Raw genomic sequence first — 13,136 nt, 5'->3', positions numbered from 1 at the left:
ATTAAAATTTTGAGTCTTTAAAATTTTTAAATTCGGAGTACCTGTAATCCGGACACGCGCCTGATTTTGAAGTAATGAATGCTCCTAAAGCAATTCCTTCCTTAATGATTTCTTCAGGCTCCTGATTCTGAATCCTTTTGGAAATAAAACCGGCAAGAAAAGAATCGCCGCTTCCCACTGTATCTGCAATGGTGATGGGAACGGCAGGAAAACTGTAATTTTGATCTCCCACAAAATAACCCGCGCCTTTGCTTCCTTTGGTTAAAATAATTTCATTAACCTTAAATTTTTTCTGAATAAACGAAACACTTTCTTCTTCACTTCTATATTCTTCCCCAATAAATTCAAGAATCTGCTTCATTTCCGCTTTGTTCATCTTTACAATATCGGCTTTATTCAACAATATTTTAATGAATTCAAAATCGATGAAAGGCGGTCTGAAATTAACATCAAAAATTTTCAATTTTGCTAATTCAAGCAGTTGAAGTAATGTTTCTCTGGTCTTTTCATTTCTGGCAGAAAGGCTTCCGAATACAAAAGCTTCCGCATTGGCAACCAAATCTTTGTGTTCAGGAAGGAAATCTATAAAATCCCATGCTACATTTTCTACGATTTCGTAGCTCGCTTCATTGTGTTCATCAATTTTAGCGATTACTGTACTCGTAGGAAAAACTTCATCTACCTGAATAAAATCTGTGGTAATTCCCCAACTTTTAATTTTATCGGTTAATTTTTCTCCCAGTTCATCCTTTCCTGTTTTGCTCAGCATTTTTACATCAATGCCCATTTTATGAACATTATAGGCAACATTAAAAGGTGCACCTCCTGCTCTTGAACCTTCCGGGAAAATATCCCACAAAACTTCACCGAAACATACAATATAAGGCTTTTTTTCTGTCGTCATTACATCTTCTGTCATTATCATTTTTTATTATTTTACGGAGCTTCTTTCCATAAATTTAGCATGGAAGGTTACTCTTTTTCCGTTTGTTGTGTAATCATTAATCTGATTGTCTAGAAGTTTCACCGATTCTCTTGCCATATCATACAATGGCTGCTGTACAAATGAAACTTCCGTCGGGAAAAGATAATAGGCTTCTGTTTCGTCGAACGCCACCAATGAAACCTGTTCCGGAACACTGATACTATGATCGATTAAATATCTGAGTCCTGCAATTCCCAGTTTATTACTTGAAAAATAAATGGCCGTTTTTTTGGAAAGATCCAGATTTTCCTGCATTTTCTGATGCACTTCTTCCGTAATATTATGAATTCCGATTAAAATTCTTTTCGCCGAAATATCAGATTTTGCAATTCTCTGGTCAAAACCATCCTGTCTGTCCAGCAAATGAGGAAGTTCCGTATTGTAACCTACATAAATAATTTCATCAAAGTCTTTTTTCACCAGATGATCGCAGATCTGTTCTGAAATTTCTGAATTATTGATCATTACTCCCGGTAAACTTACATTTTTAAGATAACGGTCGATGGTTACAATCGGATATTCTTCCTGAATGAGCTTATTGATGGCTTCATCCGAATCCACAACCGGAGCGATAATCATTCCGTCAACCTGCTGTTCTGAGAAAAGCTCTGTTAATTTTTTAAATTTTTCAGGATTTTCATCGCAGCTTCCGATCAGAAGTGTATATCCCAATTTCATGGCTTCATCTTCAATATTTCTTGCGATGTTGGAGTAAAAGTCGTTTGAAATATCTGCAACAATCAACCCGATCAGCTTGGTCTTATTCATTTTCAGACTTTTGGCAATTTTATTCGGGGTATAATTGATGCTTTTTGCAACGTCAAGAATTCTGGTTTTGGTCGCTTCACTAATTCTGCTTCCTTCTTTTTTATTGAGAACATAGGAAACAGTAGCCACAGAAACTTCTGCAATTCTTGCTATGTCTTTAATAGAAGCTCTTTTCATAATTTTCTGACTTTGGTGCAAAAATATTTCATAAAAAATATAAAAAACAATAGACGATTTTTTTGGTCGTTTTGAAAATAATTGTAGATTGGCAGTTTTTCGAAACCGAAATAAAATAAAATCCAAAACATTAAAAATCAATTAATTAAAATTAATTTCAAATTTAAATTATTGGTATATCAATTCAATATCAATCATCGTTTACTTCCTGACTGTTATTTTGGTTAAACGTTTTACCTTCTAAATTTACTTAATTTTTAATTTAATTCAAAACACAGGAGAATAATTTTCTTGTTTTCTGTTGTTAAAACCAATATTTTAGACAAATTATCCACGACTTAATTATGGAAATTGACGAAATTCTCGACCGCATTTATTTACTTCCCGAAATCTCAAAAATAAAACTGAAACAATACATTACAGAAGTTTCTTATCCCAAGAATTTTTGTCTGATGGAAGCTGAAAAAGTAATTTCTCATATCTATCTGTTGAAAAAAGGAATTGTTCGTGCGTATGCATCTACAGAAGACAGAGACATCACCTTCTGGTTCGGAAGTGAGGGCGAACCTGTGGTTTCCATGAAAAGTTATGTGGAAAATAATCCCGGATACGAAAATATTGAATTGCTGGAAAACTGCGAATTCTACAAACTGGAAACAGAGCATCTTAAAAAATTATTCAACGAGGATATTCATATAGCGAATTGGGGAAGAAAGTTTGCAGAAAGAGAACTGGTAAAAACCGAAGAACTGATTATTTCAAGGCAGTATAAAACGGCTCTGGAAAGATATAAAGATTTAATTAAAAATAAGCCAGATCTCATCAGAAGGGTTCAGCTTGGGCATATTGCTTCTTATTTAGGGATTTCGCAAGTAAGCTTAAGTAGAATAAGGGCGGAGATTAAGTTGTAGTGTTTTTAGGGTTGGACGGTTGGAGCGTTTGAGATTTTAGGAGTTAGAGAGTGTGAGGGTTGTAGGGTTTGGATAGATGAAATTTAATCTTTACAGTAGATTTTTTAACAATTGTAAAATTTTATTCTTTCCAAATTACGGAACTTTGCATTTGAAAATTACAGAAAAATGAATTGGATCATCTTGATTATTGCAGGACTATTTGAAGTTGCCTTTGCTTCATGTTTGGGAAAAGTAAAAGAAACAAGCGGAACAACAATGTACTTTTGGTTTGCAGGTTTTCTGATCTCTTTAACGGTAAGTATGCTTTTACTGATTAAAGCCACCCAAACCTTACCTATTGGAACCGCTTATGCCGTCTGGACAGGAATTGGAGCGGTAGGAACTGTTTTAATGGGAATTTTCTTTTTTAAAGATCCGGTAAGCTTCTGGAGAATTTTCTTTATTGTAACTTTAATAGGATCTGTGGTTGGACTGAAAGCTGTTTCTGCACATTAAAAAATTAAAGAAAAATTTATAATCTTGTTAAATGCTTTATAGCAGAGCCGTTTTCAGAATTTGAAAGCGGTTTTTTTATTACAGAAAGTTTATAATTTTAATTATCTTTGAAAAAATTTCAACCATGAAAAAAACTTTACTATTGTTATTTACAAGCAGTCTTATCTTTGCACAGAATAGTTCCCAACTGTTTAATACAAACTGGTATATTTCACAAATGACCATTAGCGGACAGACCATTGTTACGCCGACTATGGATCAGTCTCTTCAGCCTTCTACATTTTCAAATTCATCCGGAAGTAACGTTTTTACTTCAAAGTATTTTAATGTTTCCGGAATACCGCTTACCTTTTCTACGATAGATGATTCCTTTATTAAAAACAATTCTGCAGGATGTACGTTGGCAGATTACTGGGGAAATAATTTGACGGCTGTACAAGGATATGATCAAAAAAACTGTGATTTTTACGTTAATCCGGCAATTGGTCAGGTTTATAATTATCAGGTGATTCCCAATGGTTCAGGAAAGACTTTAATCATAACAAATCCTTCTAATGGTAATAAAATCTATTACAACAGTTCCATTTTATCTACAAAAGAGAATACCCTCAAAGCAACCTTTTCTTTTCAAAATCCTGTAAAGGATAATTTAATTGTGATAAATCTGGAAAATGATCTTCCTGTAAAGGTTTTCAATATGCTTGGACAAATGATGTATGAAGGTAAGACATCCGACAAAAAAGTAAAAATTGACACTCAAAATTTTGAAAAAGGACAATATATTTTAATGATTGAAGGACAAAAACCTTTGAAGTTTATTAAAGAATAAATTGTTTGTTATCATTAATACAGCAAAAACGTCTTCGCAATGAAGACGTTTTTGTTATTTTTTATATACCAAAGGCAGAATTTCATTTTCTCTGAGCCCGTATTTTTTTATTTCCTCCTGGGTAAACTGTTTAGAATAAAAATTAATATCCGTTTCAAATCCAGCTTTTTTCAGTCGGTCGAAATAATCCATTCCGTACCAGCGAACGTGATCGTACTGCCCGAAATGCTTCTGACGTTCTTTCGGATCTTTAATCGTAAAATCTTCGTACGTTTTTTCCAGAGAATTTTTCATCGGAACCTGAAGAATTCCCCAACCTCCCGGTCTTAAAACACGGTATAGTTCGCTCATCGCTTTTGCATCATCTTCAATATGTTCCAGAACGTGGTTGCAAAAAATAATATCAAAGCTTTCATTTTCAAAAGGAAGATCAAGAATGTCTGCTTTTACATCTACAATCGGCGAAAAAAGATCGGCAGAAATGTAGTTTAAGTTTTTCATTCTTTTAAACTTTCGAAGGAATTCCTGCTCCGGAGCAATATGCAGAACTTTGTAATTTTTAATGAAAAAATCGGTCTCATTTTGCAGGTAAAGCCACATCTGGCGATGTCTTTCCAGACTCAACGTTCCGGGAGACAAGGCGTTTTCACGCTGACTTCCGTATCCGTAAGGAAGAAATTTACGGTAAGATTTTCCGTCAATAGGATCAAAAAACGTATCGCCTTTAAAAAACTGATAGATAAGCGGTCGTGCCCAAATGCTCATTTTAATAAGCATCGGACGCGGAATTTTATTCAGTAAAAGTTTAGTTACTTTTTTCATTAAAAATCCAATTGGAAGGCTTTTTCTTCATCGCTTACAATTCCCAAAGCTTCATAAATGTACTGGAATGTTGAAAGCAGCACCGGTTTACCGTTGACTACCGCAACATCGTGCTCGAAGTGCGCAGAAGGCTGATTGTCTAATGTTGTCACCGTCCATCCATCATTATGAAACTTCACTTTTTCAGTTCCCAGATTAATCATGGGTTCGATTGCAATCGTTAATCCGTCTTTAATTACTTTTCCACTGCCCTGTCTTCCGTAATTCGGAACCTGCGGATCTTCGTGCATCTGTCTTCCGACACCATGACCTACCAATTCTCTTACAACACCATATCCTTCTTTTTCACAGTGCGCCTGAATAGCGTGGGAAATATCCCCGATTCTCTTTCCTCTTACGCATTGCTCAATTCCTTTATAAAGAGATTCTTTAGCTACTTTTAAAAGTTTTTTGGTTTCAGGTTTTACTTCCCCGATCTCAAAAGTATAGGCATGATCTCCCACAAAACCGTTCAGAACTGCACCACAGTCTACCGAAAGCACATCTCCTTCTTTAATTTCTTCTTTACTCGGAAAACCGTGAACCACCTGCTCATTCGGAGAAATACACAAAGAGTACGGAAATCCTCCATATCCTAAAAATGCAGGTTCAGCACCGTGATCCTTAATGAAATCGTGTGCTAATTTATCCAGATATAAAGTGGTAATCCCAGGTTTGATTTCTTTCGCCAACATTCCTAATGTTCTGGAAACCAAACGGGCACTTTCTTTCATAAGACGTAGTTCGTCTATTGTTTTTAATTGAATCATTGTTTATATAGATGTTAGATATTAGATGCCAGAAATTAGATTTACAACTTAATGAATAAATTTTCTCATTCTAAACATCTTACTTTTCTGATAAATAATTAAAAGTGATCTCAGACTAATTTCTAACACCTGCCTTCTAATTTCTAAATTCTACCAGAATAATCCTTTTTTCTTTTCTTTTTTTAGTTTTGAATAGGCTAAAACCTCTTTTCCTTCCACACGGAATTCTATCCTTTCCTGAATAATATTGTAAATTTCGCCCCATCCCGGAAAACCTCCCAGATTTCGGTCATCAATAAACCAATCTGCATCCAGCTTTCTGGATTGTGTTTCCGGATCGAAAACTTCTCCTTCAAAACTTGAATTGACTGCATAAAATTCAATCCCGTTTTTTCTGCAGAATTCTACTGCTTCATCTAATGTTTTTCCGTGTCTGTATGTCCACAGAATCAATCTGAACCCCTCTGCCTGAAGTCTTCTAAGTGTCTCGAAAGCAAAAACCTTTGCCTTGCCGATTCCTGGGTACGCATCGTCTACAATGGTTCCGTCGAAATCAACAGCAATTTTCTTATTATTCATCATTATATTTAAGATTTAGAAATGCAAAGATACAAAATAAAAAGAGTGCTAAAAACACTTAGCACTCCTACTTTATAATTTATCCAATTATAGAACTAACTTTTCACCCAACTGAACTGAAACTGAAGATCCGGCGTTGAAATTCTGTCCGTGATTTTCTGAAGTCTTGCAGGAAGTTTCATTAAATATTCCTGTGCTTTTTCAGCTTTTTCATTAAGACCTTTTACGTGTTCGATTTTCCATTCGTCCAGAAGGTCTTTAAGGATATTGATGTAATCCTGTCCTGTATACACCATGCATCTTTGCGCAGCGTCTGAGAAATGTCCCCAAAGCTCTCCTGCTTTTTGTCCGGACTGTCTCATCATGTGAGCCGGCATTACGATTTTTTTACGCATCATATCTTCAAAAGCAAGGATCATTTCCGAAGGATCGATCTCAAGGATTTTTTCTACAAAATGTTTGTAAGCTTTCGCGTGTCTTGCTTCATCCGCCGCAATTACTCCGCACATTTTAGCTAATTTTCCGTTTCCGGACTGTTTTGCGAGAGTTCCTACTCTTCGGTGAGAAATGTTGGTCGCAGTTTCCTGAAAACTTGTATAGATGAAGTTTCTGTAAGGATCCATGCTTGTTCCCAGATCGAAACCGTCATTAATAAGATATTGAGTGGTAACCTCAACTTCTCTCATGTTCACTCTTCCGCACAGGTAAAGATATTTGCTTAAAAGATCTCCGTGTCTGTTTTCTTCAGCAGTCCAAGCTCTTACCCAGTTTGCCCAGCCAATTTCTTTCTGCTCCTGGTCTACTCCGTCTACTCCCATTAACCAGGATTCGTAAGAAGGCAGAGCTTCTTCTGTGATACAGTCGCCGATAAGCGTTACGAAAAGATCGTAAGGCATTTCGCGTGCGAAAGTCTGTATTTCTTCTAAATCATGTTTAAAATCTTCACTCGACGGATCCGGAAGATAATCGGAAGGCTGCCAGATTTTCTCGATTGGCGTTAAAAATTTATTCAGAAAAGAACCTACCTCCTTTTCCAAAATTCCCATTACTTCTTTCCTTACAAGCTTTTGATACATTTTTAGAATTTAGATTAAACTGCAAATTTATAGTTTTATTTATTATTTAGGACATAATATTTTGTTAATTATTTCTGATATTAGTCATAAAAAAATACCGCTATGTAAATAATAACGGCATTTTATCTTTATTATTTCTGAATTTTAAATAATATTTTAGATTAAAGTTCGTTAGGATTTTTTCTACTGTCCTTTTTTAAGTTTGAAAAGTCTGTCGCATTTAACAATGATTTAAAACTTTTATCTTTTAGCTGACTAAAATATCGCCTGTCATAATCTCAGGAATTTCCACTCCCATCACTTTTAAGATCGTAGGTGCCACATCGCCTAATTTTCCGGGCTTAAGATTCCATGTCTGATCTTTGTCCATTACGATGAAAGGAACCAGATTGATGGAATGCTGTGTATTTGGGGTTCCGTCCGGATTAATCATCACATCAGAATTTCCGTGGTCTGCCAAAATGAAAACGGCATAACCATGTTCGTAAGCAGTAGTTGCTACTCTTTCAATACATTTATCCACCGTTTCAGCCGCTTTAACGGCTGCTTCAAAAACTCCGGTATGACCTACCATGTCTGTGTTTGCAAAATTCAGACAGATAAAATCCGCGGTTTCGTTTTCCAGCTCGGGAACAATCGCGTTGGTAATATCGTATGCTGACATTTCGGGTTTTAAATCGTAGGTCGGAACATCTTTCGGACTTGGGCAAAGCAATCTTTTTTCGCCCACAAATTCAGCTTCTCTCCCTCCTGAAAAGAAAAAGGTAACGTGAGGATATTTTTCTGTTTCCGCAATCCTGATCTGCGTCTTATGATTTTTTTCTAAAATCTCGCCCATCGTTTCGTGCAAAACTTCTTCATCGAAAACTACATGAACGTTCTGGAACGTTTTATCATAGTTTGTTAATGTAACATAGTAAAGCGACAGTTTTCTCATAAAAAACTCCGGGAAATCTTTCTGAGAAAGTACTTCAGTGATCTCTCGACCTCTGTCTGTACGGAAATTGAAGCAGATCACCACATCCTGATCTGTTATTTTAGCAATCGGAACCACATTTCCTGTCTGCGTGGAATCAATCATGATAATCGGCTTTATAAATTCATCCGTCACATGATTATCATAAGATTTCTGAATTGAAGCCAATGCATCCGTAGACTGTTCTCCCACTCCTTCTACCATCGCATCATAAGCGAGTTTTACACGCTCCCATCTTTTATCACGATCCATTGCGTAATATCTTCCGACTACGGTTGCCAGTTTTCCTACCGTTTTTTCCATGTGATTCTGAAGTTCTTCGATAAACCCTTTTCCTGAAAGCGGATCGCAGTCGCGCCCGTCTGTAAAGGCATGAACGAAAACATTTTCATTCAGTCCGAATTCGTGGGCTGCCGTTAAAAGTCCTTTTAAATGGTTGATATGTGAATGTACTCCTCCATTGGAAACCAAACCGATGAAATGTACTTTTTTGTTTTCTTTTTTAGCATAATCAAAAGCATCCTGAATGACTTTCTGCTGACCTAAAGATCCGTTTTCAACCGCCATATTCAGTTTAACCAGATTTTGGTACACTACTCTACCTGCTCCTAAGTTCATATGCCCAACTTCGGAATTTCCCATCTGTCCTGCAGGAAGTCCAACGGCTAAACCGCTCGCTTCGAGTGTTGTATGTGGAAAATTTTTAAGGCAGTTATCTATAAAAGGAGTGTTTGCTTTATCAATGGCTGAAACGTCCGGATTCATTCCCAATCCCCATCCGTCAAGGATCGCTAATATTGCTTTTTTCGACATTTTTATAAACTTTTGTCCTACAAATTTATTTATTTTGAAATGAAATCAACAATTGACGGACTTAAATTTCGTTTAAAATTTGTTTTTAGTATAAACGTATTTTACTTTTTAGTTAATAGCAAAAAAGTAAATATTTTATTAATTTTGCTGTATGGATTTAAGAGATCAACTGAAAAACCTTTTTCCTGATCATGAAGAGCAGGATTTTGAGATGCCTGAAGAACAGTTCAGACAAAAGGAACCTTTGGTGTGTAAATTTGAGAAAAAAGGCAGAAACGGAAAGCCCGTGACAATTGTTGAAGGTTGGGAAGGAAGTGAAGAAGACCTGAAAAACATTTCAAAAAAGATAAAAACCACACTGGGAATCGGTGGTTCTGAAAAGGATGGAACAATTATCATTCAGGGAGATAACCGTGATAAGATTATGAATATCCTTAAAGAAATGGGCTATAAAACCAAGAGAGTTGGCGGATAGTTTTTAATTTTAAATTCTTCAAACGCTATGACCGCGAAAGTTTTCTAATCTTACCTGAAAATATTCTCGTTCGCAACGGCACTTCGTTCAGCAAATGATAGTGGAAGCCTTGCAAATGTTACGTTATAATTTTAAGATTTTTAAAAATAAATCTGTGTTTGCGGCATCATGGTTTTTAACTTTTCGATGGTTGATTTTTCCATCGGATTACCTGTTAAGATCAGTGTTTTAAGATTCTTCAGTTGAGAAAACTCGGAAGGAAGATCTTTTAGCTGATTGTTTGCTAAATTCATGCTTACTATATTTTTCAGTCCTTTTACTTTGGGCGAAATTTCTTTGATATGGTTTTGGCTTACATTTAAAAACTCCAGATTTCCGGATTGAAATAATCCATCGGGAAGTTTTGAAATTGAATTCTGCTGTAATTCTATGTATTTTATGTCTTTAGGGAATTTTAAATCTCCCAAATCGTTAATCTGATTGGAAGCCAGATTTAATGATTTCAGGTTTTTAATCTGATCTAAATCTTTAGCAATAAAACTGATTTGATTTCCCTGTAAATTAATTTCCTCCAGACTCGGAATTTTTAGTAAAGCTTCCGGAAAAACGTTCAGACTATTGGCATCAAGATGAATCACCTTTAATTTCTGAAGTTTTGCCAAATTCGGATTTATCTTCGTTAAACTATTTAAATTAATGGAAAAGCTTTCCAGTTTCTGAAGTTCTGCGATTTCGTCCGGAATGTATTTGATGCTGTTTTCGTTTAAGTTTAAAATGGTAAGTTCTTTCAACCTGAAAATCGACTCATCCATTTTCTCAAACCTGTTTTCCATTAAATTCAGGAAAAAGATGGATGTTAACTTTTGGATTTCAACCGGAAGATTGTACATGATTTTTCCTCTGAAACTTATGCTGTAAATGGTTTGTCCGCTTTTTATTGCGTCATCCACATTTGTATACGTCGGATATTTTACAGGATCAATCTGTGCTTTTGCCTGTGAAAGTATTAAAAATGAAATAGAAAAAAAGAGCTTTTTCATACAAATAAAAAACTACCGGCAATATAAAATCACCGGCAGTTATGTAAATATTAATAATTTATTTTTTTAACAATTTTACCGTCTGCTGAAATCCTCCTTCTGCTTCGATATTCAGAACCAGTACTCTTGAAGCTTCAAGCTGTTTTGTAAAGTCTAAGTCTAAAACTTTATTCAATCCTGAATATTTCTGGGTGAAAACAATCTTCCCATCGATACTGTACGCTGTTACCATAATGTTTTTCAAGCCTTTAGGAGAATTGATCTTCACCAATCCTGAAGTCGGGTTCGGAGCAACAGTTACTGTATTTTCTGTCTGAGCATCAATTGTTCCTAATGAACCTGTAGTTCCTAAATTGTTTTTAAGAGCGATAACAACGGTTGCCGATTTTCCTCTGTAATCAACCGTATTTCCTGTCGCATCAATATCAGTTGAAATTGTAGAATCCGGATGCTGTACGGAGAAGAACCCGAATTTGTGATCCGGCGTAAAGGTAAGTCCGGTCGGTTCCGATCCTGCAGGCATGGAAGCGAATAGTTTCACTTTAGGATTTGCCTGAGTATGATCCGGAGCGATTACCCAGATGTAGTTTTTACCACCATCCTGAAGCACCCAAAGATTTCCAAGTTCATCGAACGTAAGGTTGTCGTTTCCGTCTCCCCAAGCTTCGGTTTTTGTTCCCTGCGCTGTGTCGAAAGAATAGTTTGTGGTAAGACCTCCTACGAAAGTTTCCACCTGAGAAGCTGTGGCTCCGTCATCTTTTAATCGGTACACTTTATTAAGACCTTTTGCCGTAAAATAGATTTTTCCGTCAAGCGGACTGATATCCACATCTTCGATTCCGTTGAAAGACGTTCCGCCAAGAGACTGTGCCAAAGCGGTAGTGTTATTCTGGTCTGCTTTTGTTTTATTAGGAACCTGAATCCAGGTTCCGGTTGTTGCAACAGGATCTCCTCCGCTTAATCCCTGATCCAGTTTCAGCACATAAAGATTTCCTGATGAAAGATTGTTCGGAGTATCCATCACATATTTATACACCATGTGTGTTCCGCCGTCTTCACCGTAATAAGCAATTGTTCCTGTATTATTAATCACTACATTTTCGTGATTCATGATTCCCATCTGCCAAAGTTTTCCTTTAGATCCGTCTGTATTCTGGGAAATGACCTGAGCGGTTGCCGGATCTATTTCTACCAGCCATCCGTAATCTTTCATTCCGTCTGCATTAACGTCGCTTGAAGTAGTCTGCTCTTCCGCAGTTACCACCGTTCCCCACGGAGTAACGCCTCCCGAACAGTTTCTGATGGTCTGAACCAGACTCGGAGCCGAAAAGCTCACTGCTCTTGATCGGGACAACTGCCAAAGTTTCGTGGTTGCATTATAATTGATTTCCGCCATGGTAACTCCTCCCGGATTTGTTTCGTGGTTTACAGAAAGATATCCGTTGGTACTGCTTGCATTTTTCGGAACATAAGCTGTGAAATCGTTCTGTCCTCCTACTAAACCTCCACCTTCTGTATAATTGTCACCTTCTTTAAGAATAAGCTGATATTTATGTTCTGTTGGAATGATTAGTTTATTTGTCTGTGCGGTAGGAACGATGGAAGTAAAACAACTGATGTGATTGGCGTTACAAGGAACCGGAGTTACGGTTGAAGTTGTTTTAAGATAAGCATCAATTCTTAAATCTGAACTTGAAGCGCCTCGGTTGTGCAATTCGATGGAGATTCTGTTGTTTCCGTTAACGAATTTGGATTTTGGAATAGAAAAAACATTGTAAACACTTTCTGCCGCTCCATCGATTGTTGTACTTGAGAGTGTATTGAAATCGATTGTTCCGGAAGGCATATTGTCTCTTACGACTTCTTCTCCATTAAGATAAACTACGATTCCGTCATCTCTCATCACTCCTAATTCCATAGTGGAAGAAAGATCGTTTAAGTTTACGGTAAAATCTTTAGCAAAATATGCTGTAATAAGTCCTGTAGCCGTTGTGGTCGTTACAGGATCACCATAACCAAGAGGTCCGTTTCCCTGAGACCATGTGGAAACATCATAAGTTGCTGTTTTCCATTGGGATGCCAAAGCAGTATTGCTATCGTTGTATTTCCATGCAGAATTTTTGTTAAAAATAAAAGTCTGTGCGTTCAGTAACGAACCCGTGACCATTGCAAGAGCTGCAACTGTTAGTAGTTTTCTTTTCATTTTAAAATTTCGATTTATTAAACAGTACAAAACTACCGGATTGAAGCAAAGTCCCTGTTAATAGGATTTTAAATAAATATTCTAAAATATTAACTAATGGAAAACCGAATGTTAATTACATGAATTTTATGTTAAGTCAGAACTTATAAGAACCAAAAAAAGCCATATAAAATAT

The 13,136-nt window shown here is 36.4% G+C and carries 13 protein-coding genes; 4 read left to right on the top strand and 9 right to left on the bottom strand.

From position 1 onward, the window contains the following. Window position 1: 1 nt before the first annotated feature. Window positions 2-925, bottom strand: coding sequence for a carbohydrate kinase family protein (locus H6W53_RS00470; RefSeq protein WP_228457722.1), 924 nt, complete (start codon window positions 923-925; stop codon window positions 2-4). A gap of 6 nt (window positions 926-931) precedes the next feature. Next, entirely contained in the window at window positions 932-1,930 is a 999-nt protein-coding gene (locus tag H6W53_RS00465; RefSeq protein ID WP_116099651.1) for a LacI family DNA-binding transcriptional regulator, read from the bottom strand. Between the two features lie 344 nt (window positions 1,931-2,274). Here H6W53_RS00465 and H6W53_RS00460 point away from each other — a divergent pair, with 344 nt between their 5' ends. The 3 genes from H6W53_RS00460 to H6W53_RS00450 all read left to right on the top strand — a co-directional run bounded on the left by H6W53_RS00460 (window position 2,275) and on the right by H6W53_RS00450 (window position 4,168). Then, the gene (locus H6W53_RS00460) at window positions 2,275-2,841 is read left to right on the top strand and encodes a Crp/Fnr family transcriptional regulator (protein ID WP_116099650.1); all 567 of its coding nucleotides are present in this window, start codon (window positions 2,275-2,277) and stop codon (window positions 2,839-2,841) included. A gap of 168 nt (window positions 2,842-3,009) precedes the next feature. Then, window positions 3,010-3,339 (top strand): DMT family transporter, encoded by a 330-nt coding sequence (locus tag H6W53_RS00455; protein WP_116099649.1) that lies wholly within the window; start codon window positions 3,010-3,012, stop codon window positions 3,337-3,339. 124 nt (window positions 3,340-3,463) lie between these two features. Then, entirely contained in the window at window positions 3,464-4,168 is a 705-nt protein-coding gene (locus tag H6W53_RS00450; RefSeq protein WP_116099648.1) for a T9SS type A sorting domain-containing protein, read from the top strand. Window positions 4,169-4,222: 54 nt separating this feature from the next. Here H6W53_RS00450 and H6W53_RS00445 read toward each other — a convergent pair whose 3' ends face one another. The 5 genes from H6W53_RS00445 to gpmI form a co-directional block, all read right to left on the bottom strand. Beyond that, window positions 4,223-4,990: a class I SAM-dependent methyltransferase gene (locus tag H6W53_RS00445; protein ID WP_116099647.1), complete on the bottom strand. Its 768-nt coding sequence runs from the start codon at window positions 4,988-4,990 to the stop codon at window positions 4,223-4,225. Further along, window positions 4,990-5,799: a type I methionyl aminopeptidase gene (gene map, locus H6W53_RS00440; protein WP_116099646.1), complete on the bottom strand. Its 810-nt coding sequence runs from the start codon at window positions 5,797-5,799 to the stop codon at window positions 4,990-4,992. The genes H6W53_RS00445 and map overlap by 1 nt, the downstream gene beginning before the upstream one ends. Before the next feature lie 150 nt (window positions 5,800-5,949). After that, entirely contained in the window at window positions 5,950-6,381 is a 432-nt protein-coding gene (locus H6W53_RS00435; RefSeq protein WP_076390366.1) for a BT0820 family HAD-type phosphatase, read from the bottom strand. A gap of 92 nt (window positions 6,382-6,473) precedes the next feature. Beyond that, window positions 6,474-7,454 (bottom strand): acyl-ACP desaturase, encoded by a 981-nt coding sequence (locus H6W53_RS00430; protein WP_076390367.1) that lies wholly within the window; start codon window positions 7,452-7,454, stop codon window positions 6,474-6,476. A 247-nt stretch (window positions 7,455-7,701) separates the two neighbouring features. After that, a complete protein-coding gene (gpmI, locus tag H6W53_RS00425; RefSeq protein ID WP_185204428.1) occupies window positions 7,702-9,243 on the bottom strand; it encodes a 2,3-bisphosphoglycerate-independent phosphoglycerate mutase in 1,542 nt (513 codons plus the stop codon). A gap of 151 nt (window positions 9,244-9,394) precedes the next feature. Here gpmI and H6W53_RS00420 point away from each other — a divergent pair, with 151 nt between their 5' ends. Next, window positions 9,395-9,718, top strand: a complete 324-nt coding sequence (locus H6W53_RS00420) for a translation initiation factor (protein ID WP_185204427.1) — start codon at window positions 9,395-9,397, stop codon at window positions 9,716-9,718. A 140-nt stretch (window positions 9,719-9,858) separates the two neighbouring features. On the opposite strand, the gene H6W53_RS00415 is transcribed toward H6W53_RS00420, so the two are convergent. Continuing rightward, window positions 9,859-10,758, bottom strand: a complete 900-nt coding sequence (locus H6W53_RS00415) for a leucine-rich repeat domain-containing protein (protein ID WP_185204426.1) — start codon at window positions 10,756-10,758, stop codon at window positions 9,859-9,861. Between the two features lie 58 nt (window positions 10,759-10,816). Then, window positions 10,817-12,961, bottom strand: coding sequence for a PhoX family protein (locus H6W53_RS00410; protein WP_185204425.1), 2,145 nt, complete (start codon window positions 12,959-12,961; stop codon window positions 10,817-10,819). Window positions 12,962-13,136: the final 175 nt, after the last annotated feature.

This window comes from Chryseobacterium sp. C3, assembly GCF_014218905.1.
GTDB lineage: Bacteria > Bacteroidota > Bacteroidia > Flavobacteriales > Weeksellaceae > Chryseobacterium > Chryseobacterium mucoviscidosis.
The sequence above is the reverse complement of the archived record's forward strand: the minus strand, read 5'-3'. Positions and strand labels throughout refer to the sequence as shown.

Bases quoted from the DNA above. Each gene is read 5' to 3' on its own strand.
- gpmI (WP_185204428.1), bottom strand. From the start codon at position 9,243: ATGTCGAAAAAAGCAATATTAGCGATCCTTGACGGATGGGGATTGGGA.
- H6W53_RS00470 (WP_228457722.1), bottom strand. From the start codon at position 925: ATGATAATGACAGAAGATGTAATGACGACAGAAAAAAAGCCTTATATT.
- H6W53_RS00430 (WP_076390367.1), bottom strand. From the start codon at position 7,454: ATGTATCAAAAGCTTGTAAGGAAAGAAGTAATGGGAATTTTGGAAAAG.
- map (WP_116099646.1), bottom strand. From the start codon at position 5,799: ATGATTCAATTAAAAACAATAGACGAACTACGTCTTATGAAAGAAAGT.
- H6W53_RS00420 (WP_185204427.1), top strand. From the start codon at position 9,395: ATGGATTTAAGAGATCAACTGAAAAACCTTTTTCCTGATCATGAAGAG.
- H6W53_RS00445 (WP_116099647.1), bottom strand. From the start codon at position 4,990: ATGAAAAAAGTAACTAAACTTTTACTGAATAAAATTCCGCGTCCGATG.
- H6W53_RS00410 (WP_185204425.1), bottom strand. From the start codon at position 12,961: ATGAAAAGAAAACTACTAACAGTTGCAGCTCTTGCAATGGTCACGGGT.
- H6W53_RS00460 (WP_116099650.1), top strand. From the start codon at position 2,275: ATGGAAATTGACGAAATTCTCGACCGCATTTATTTACTTCCCGAAATC.
- H6W53_RS00455 (WP_116099649.1), top strand. From the start codon at position 3,010: ATGAATTGGATCATCTTGATTATTGCAGGACTATTTGAAGTTGCCTTT.
- H6W53_RS00435 (WP_076390366.1), bottom strand. From the start codon at position 6,381: ATGATGAATAATAAGAAAATTGCTGTTGATTTCGACGGAACCATTGTA.
- H6W53_RS00450 (WP_116099648.1), top strand. From the start codon at position 3,464: ATGAAAAAAACTTTACTATTGTTATTTACAAGCAGTCTTATCTTTGCA.
- H6W53_RS00415 (WP_185204426.1), bottom strand. From the start codon at position 10,758: ATGAAAAAGCTCTTTTTTTCTATTTCATTTTTAATACTTTCACAGGCA.
- H6W53_RS00465 (WP_116099651.1), bottom strand. From the start codon at position 1,930: ATGAAAAGAGCTTCTATTAAAGACATAGCAAGAATTGCAGAAGTTTCT.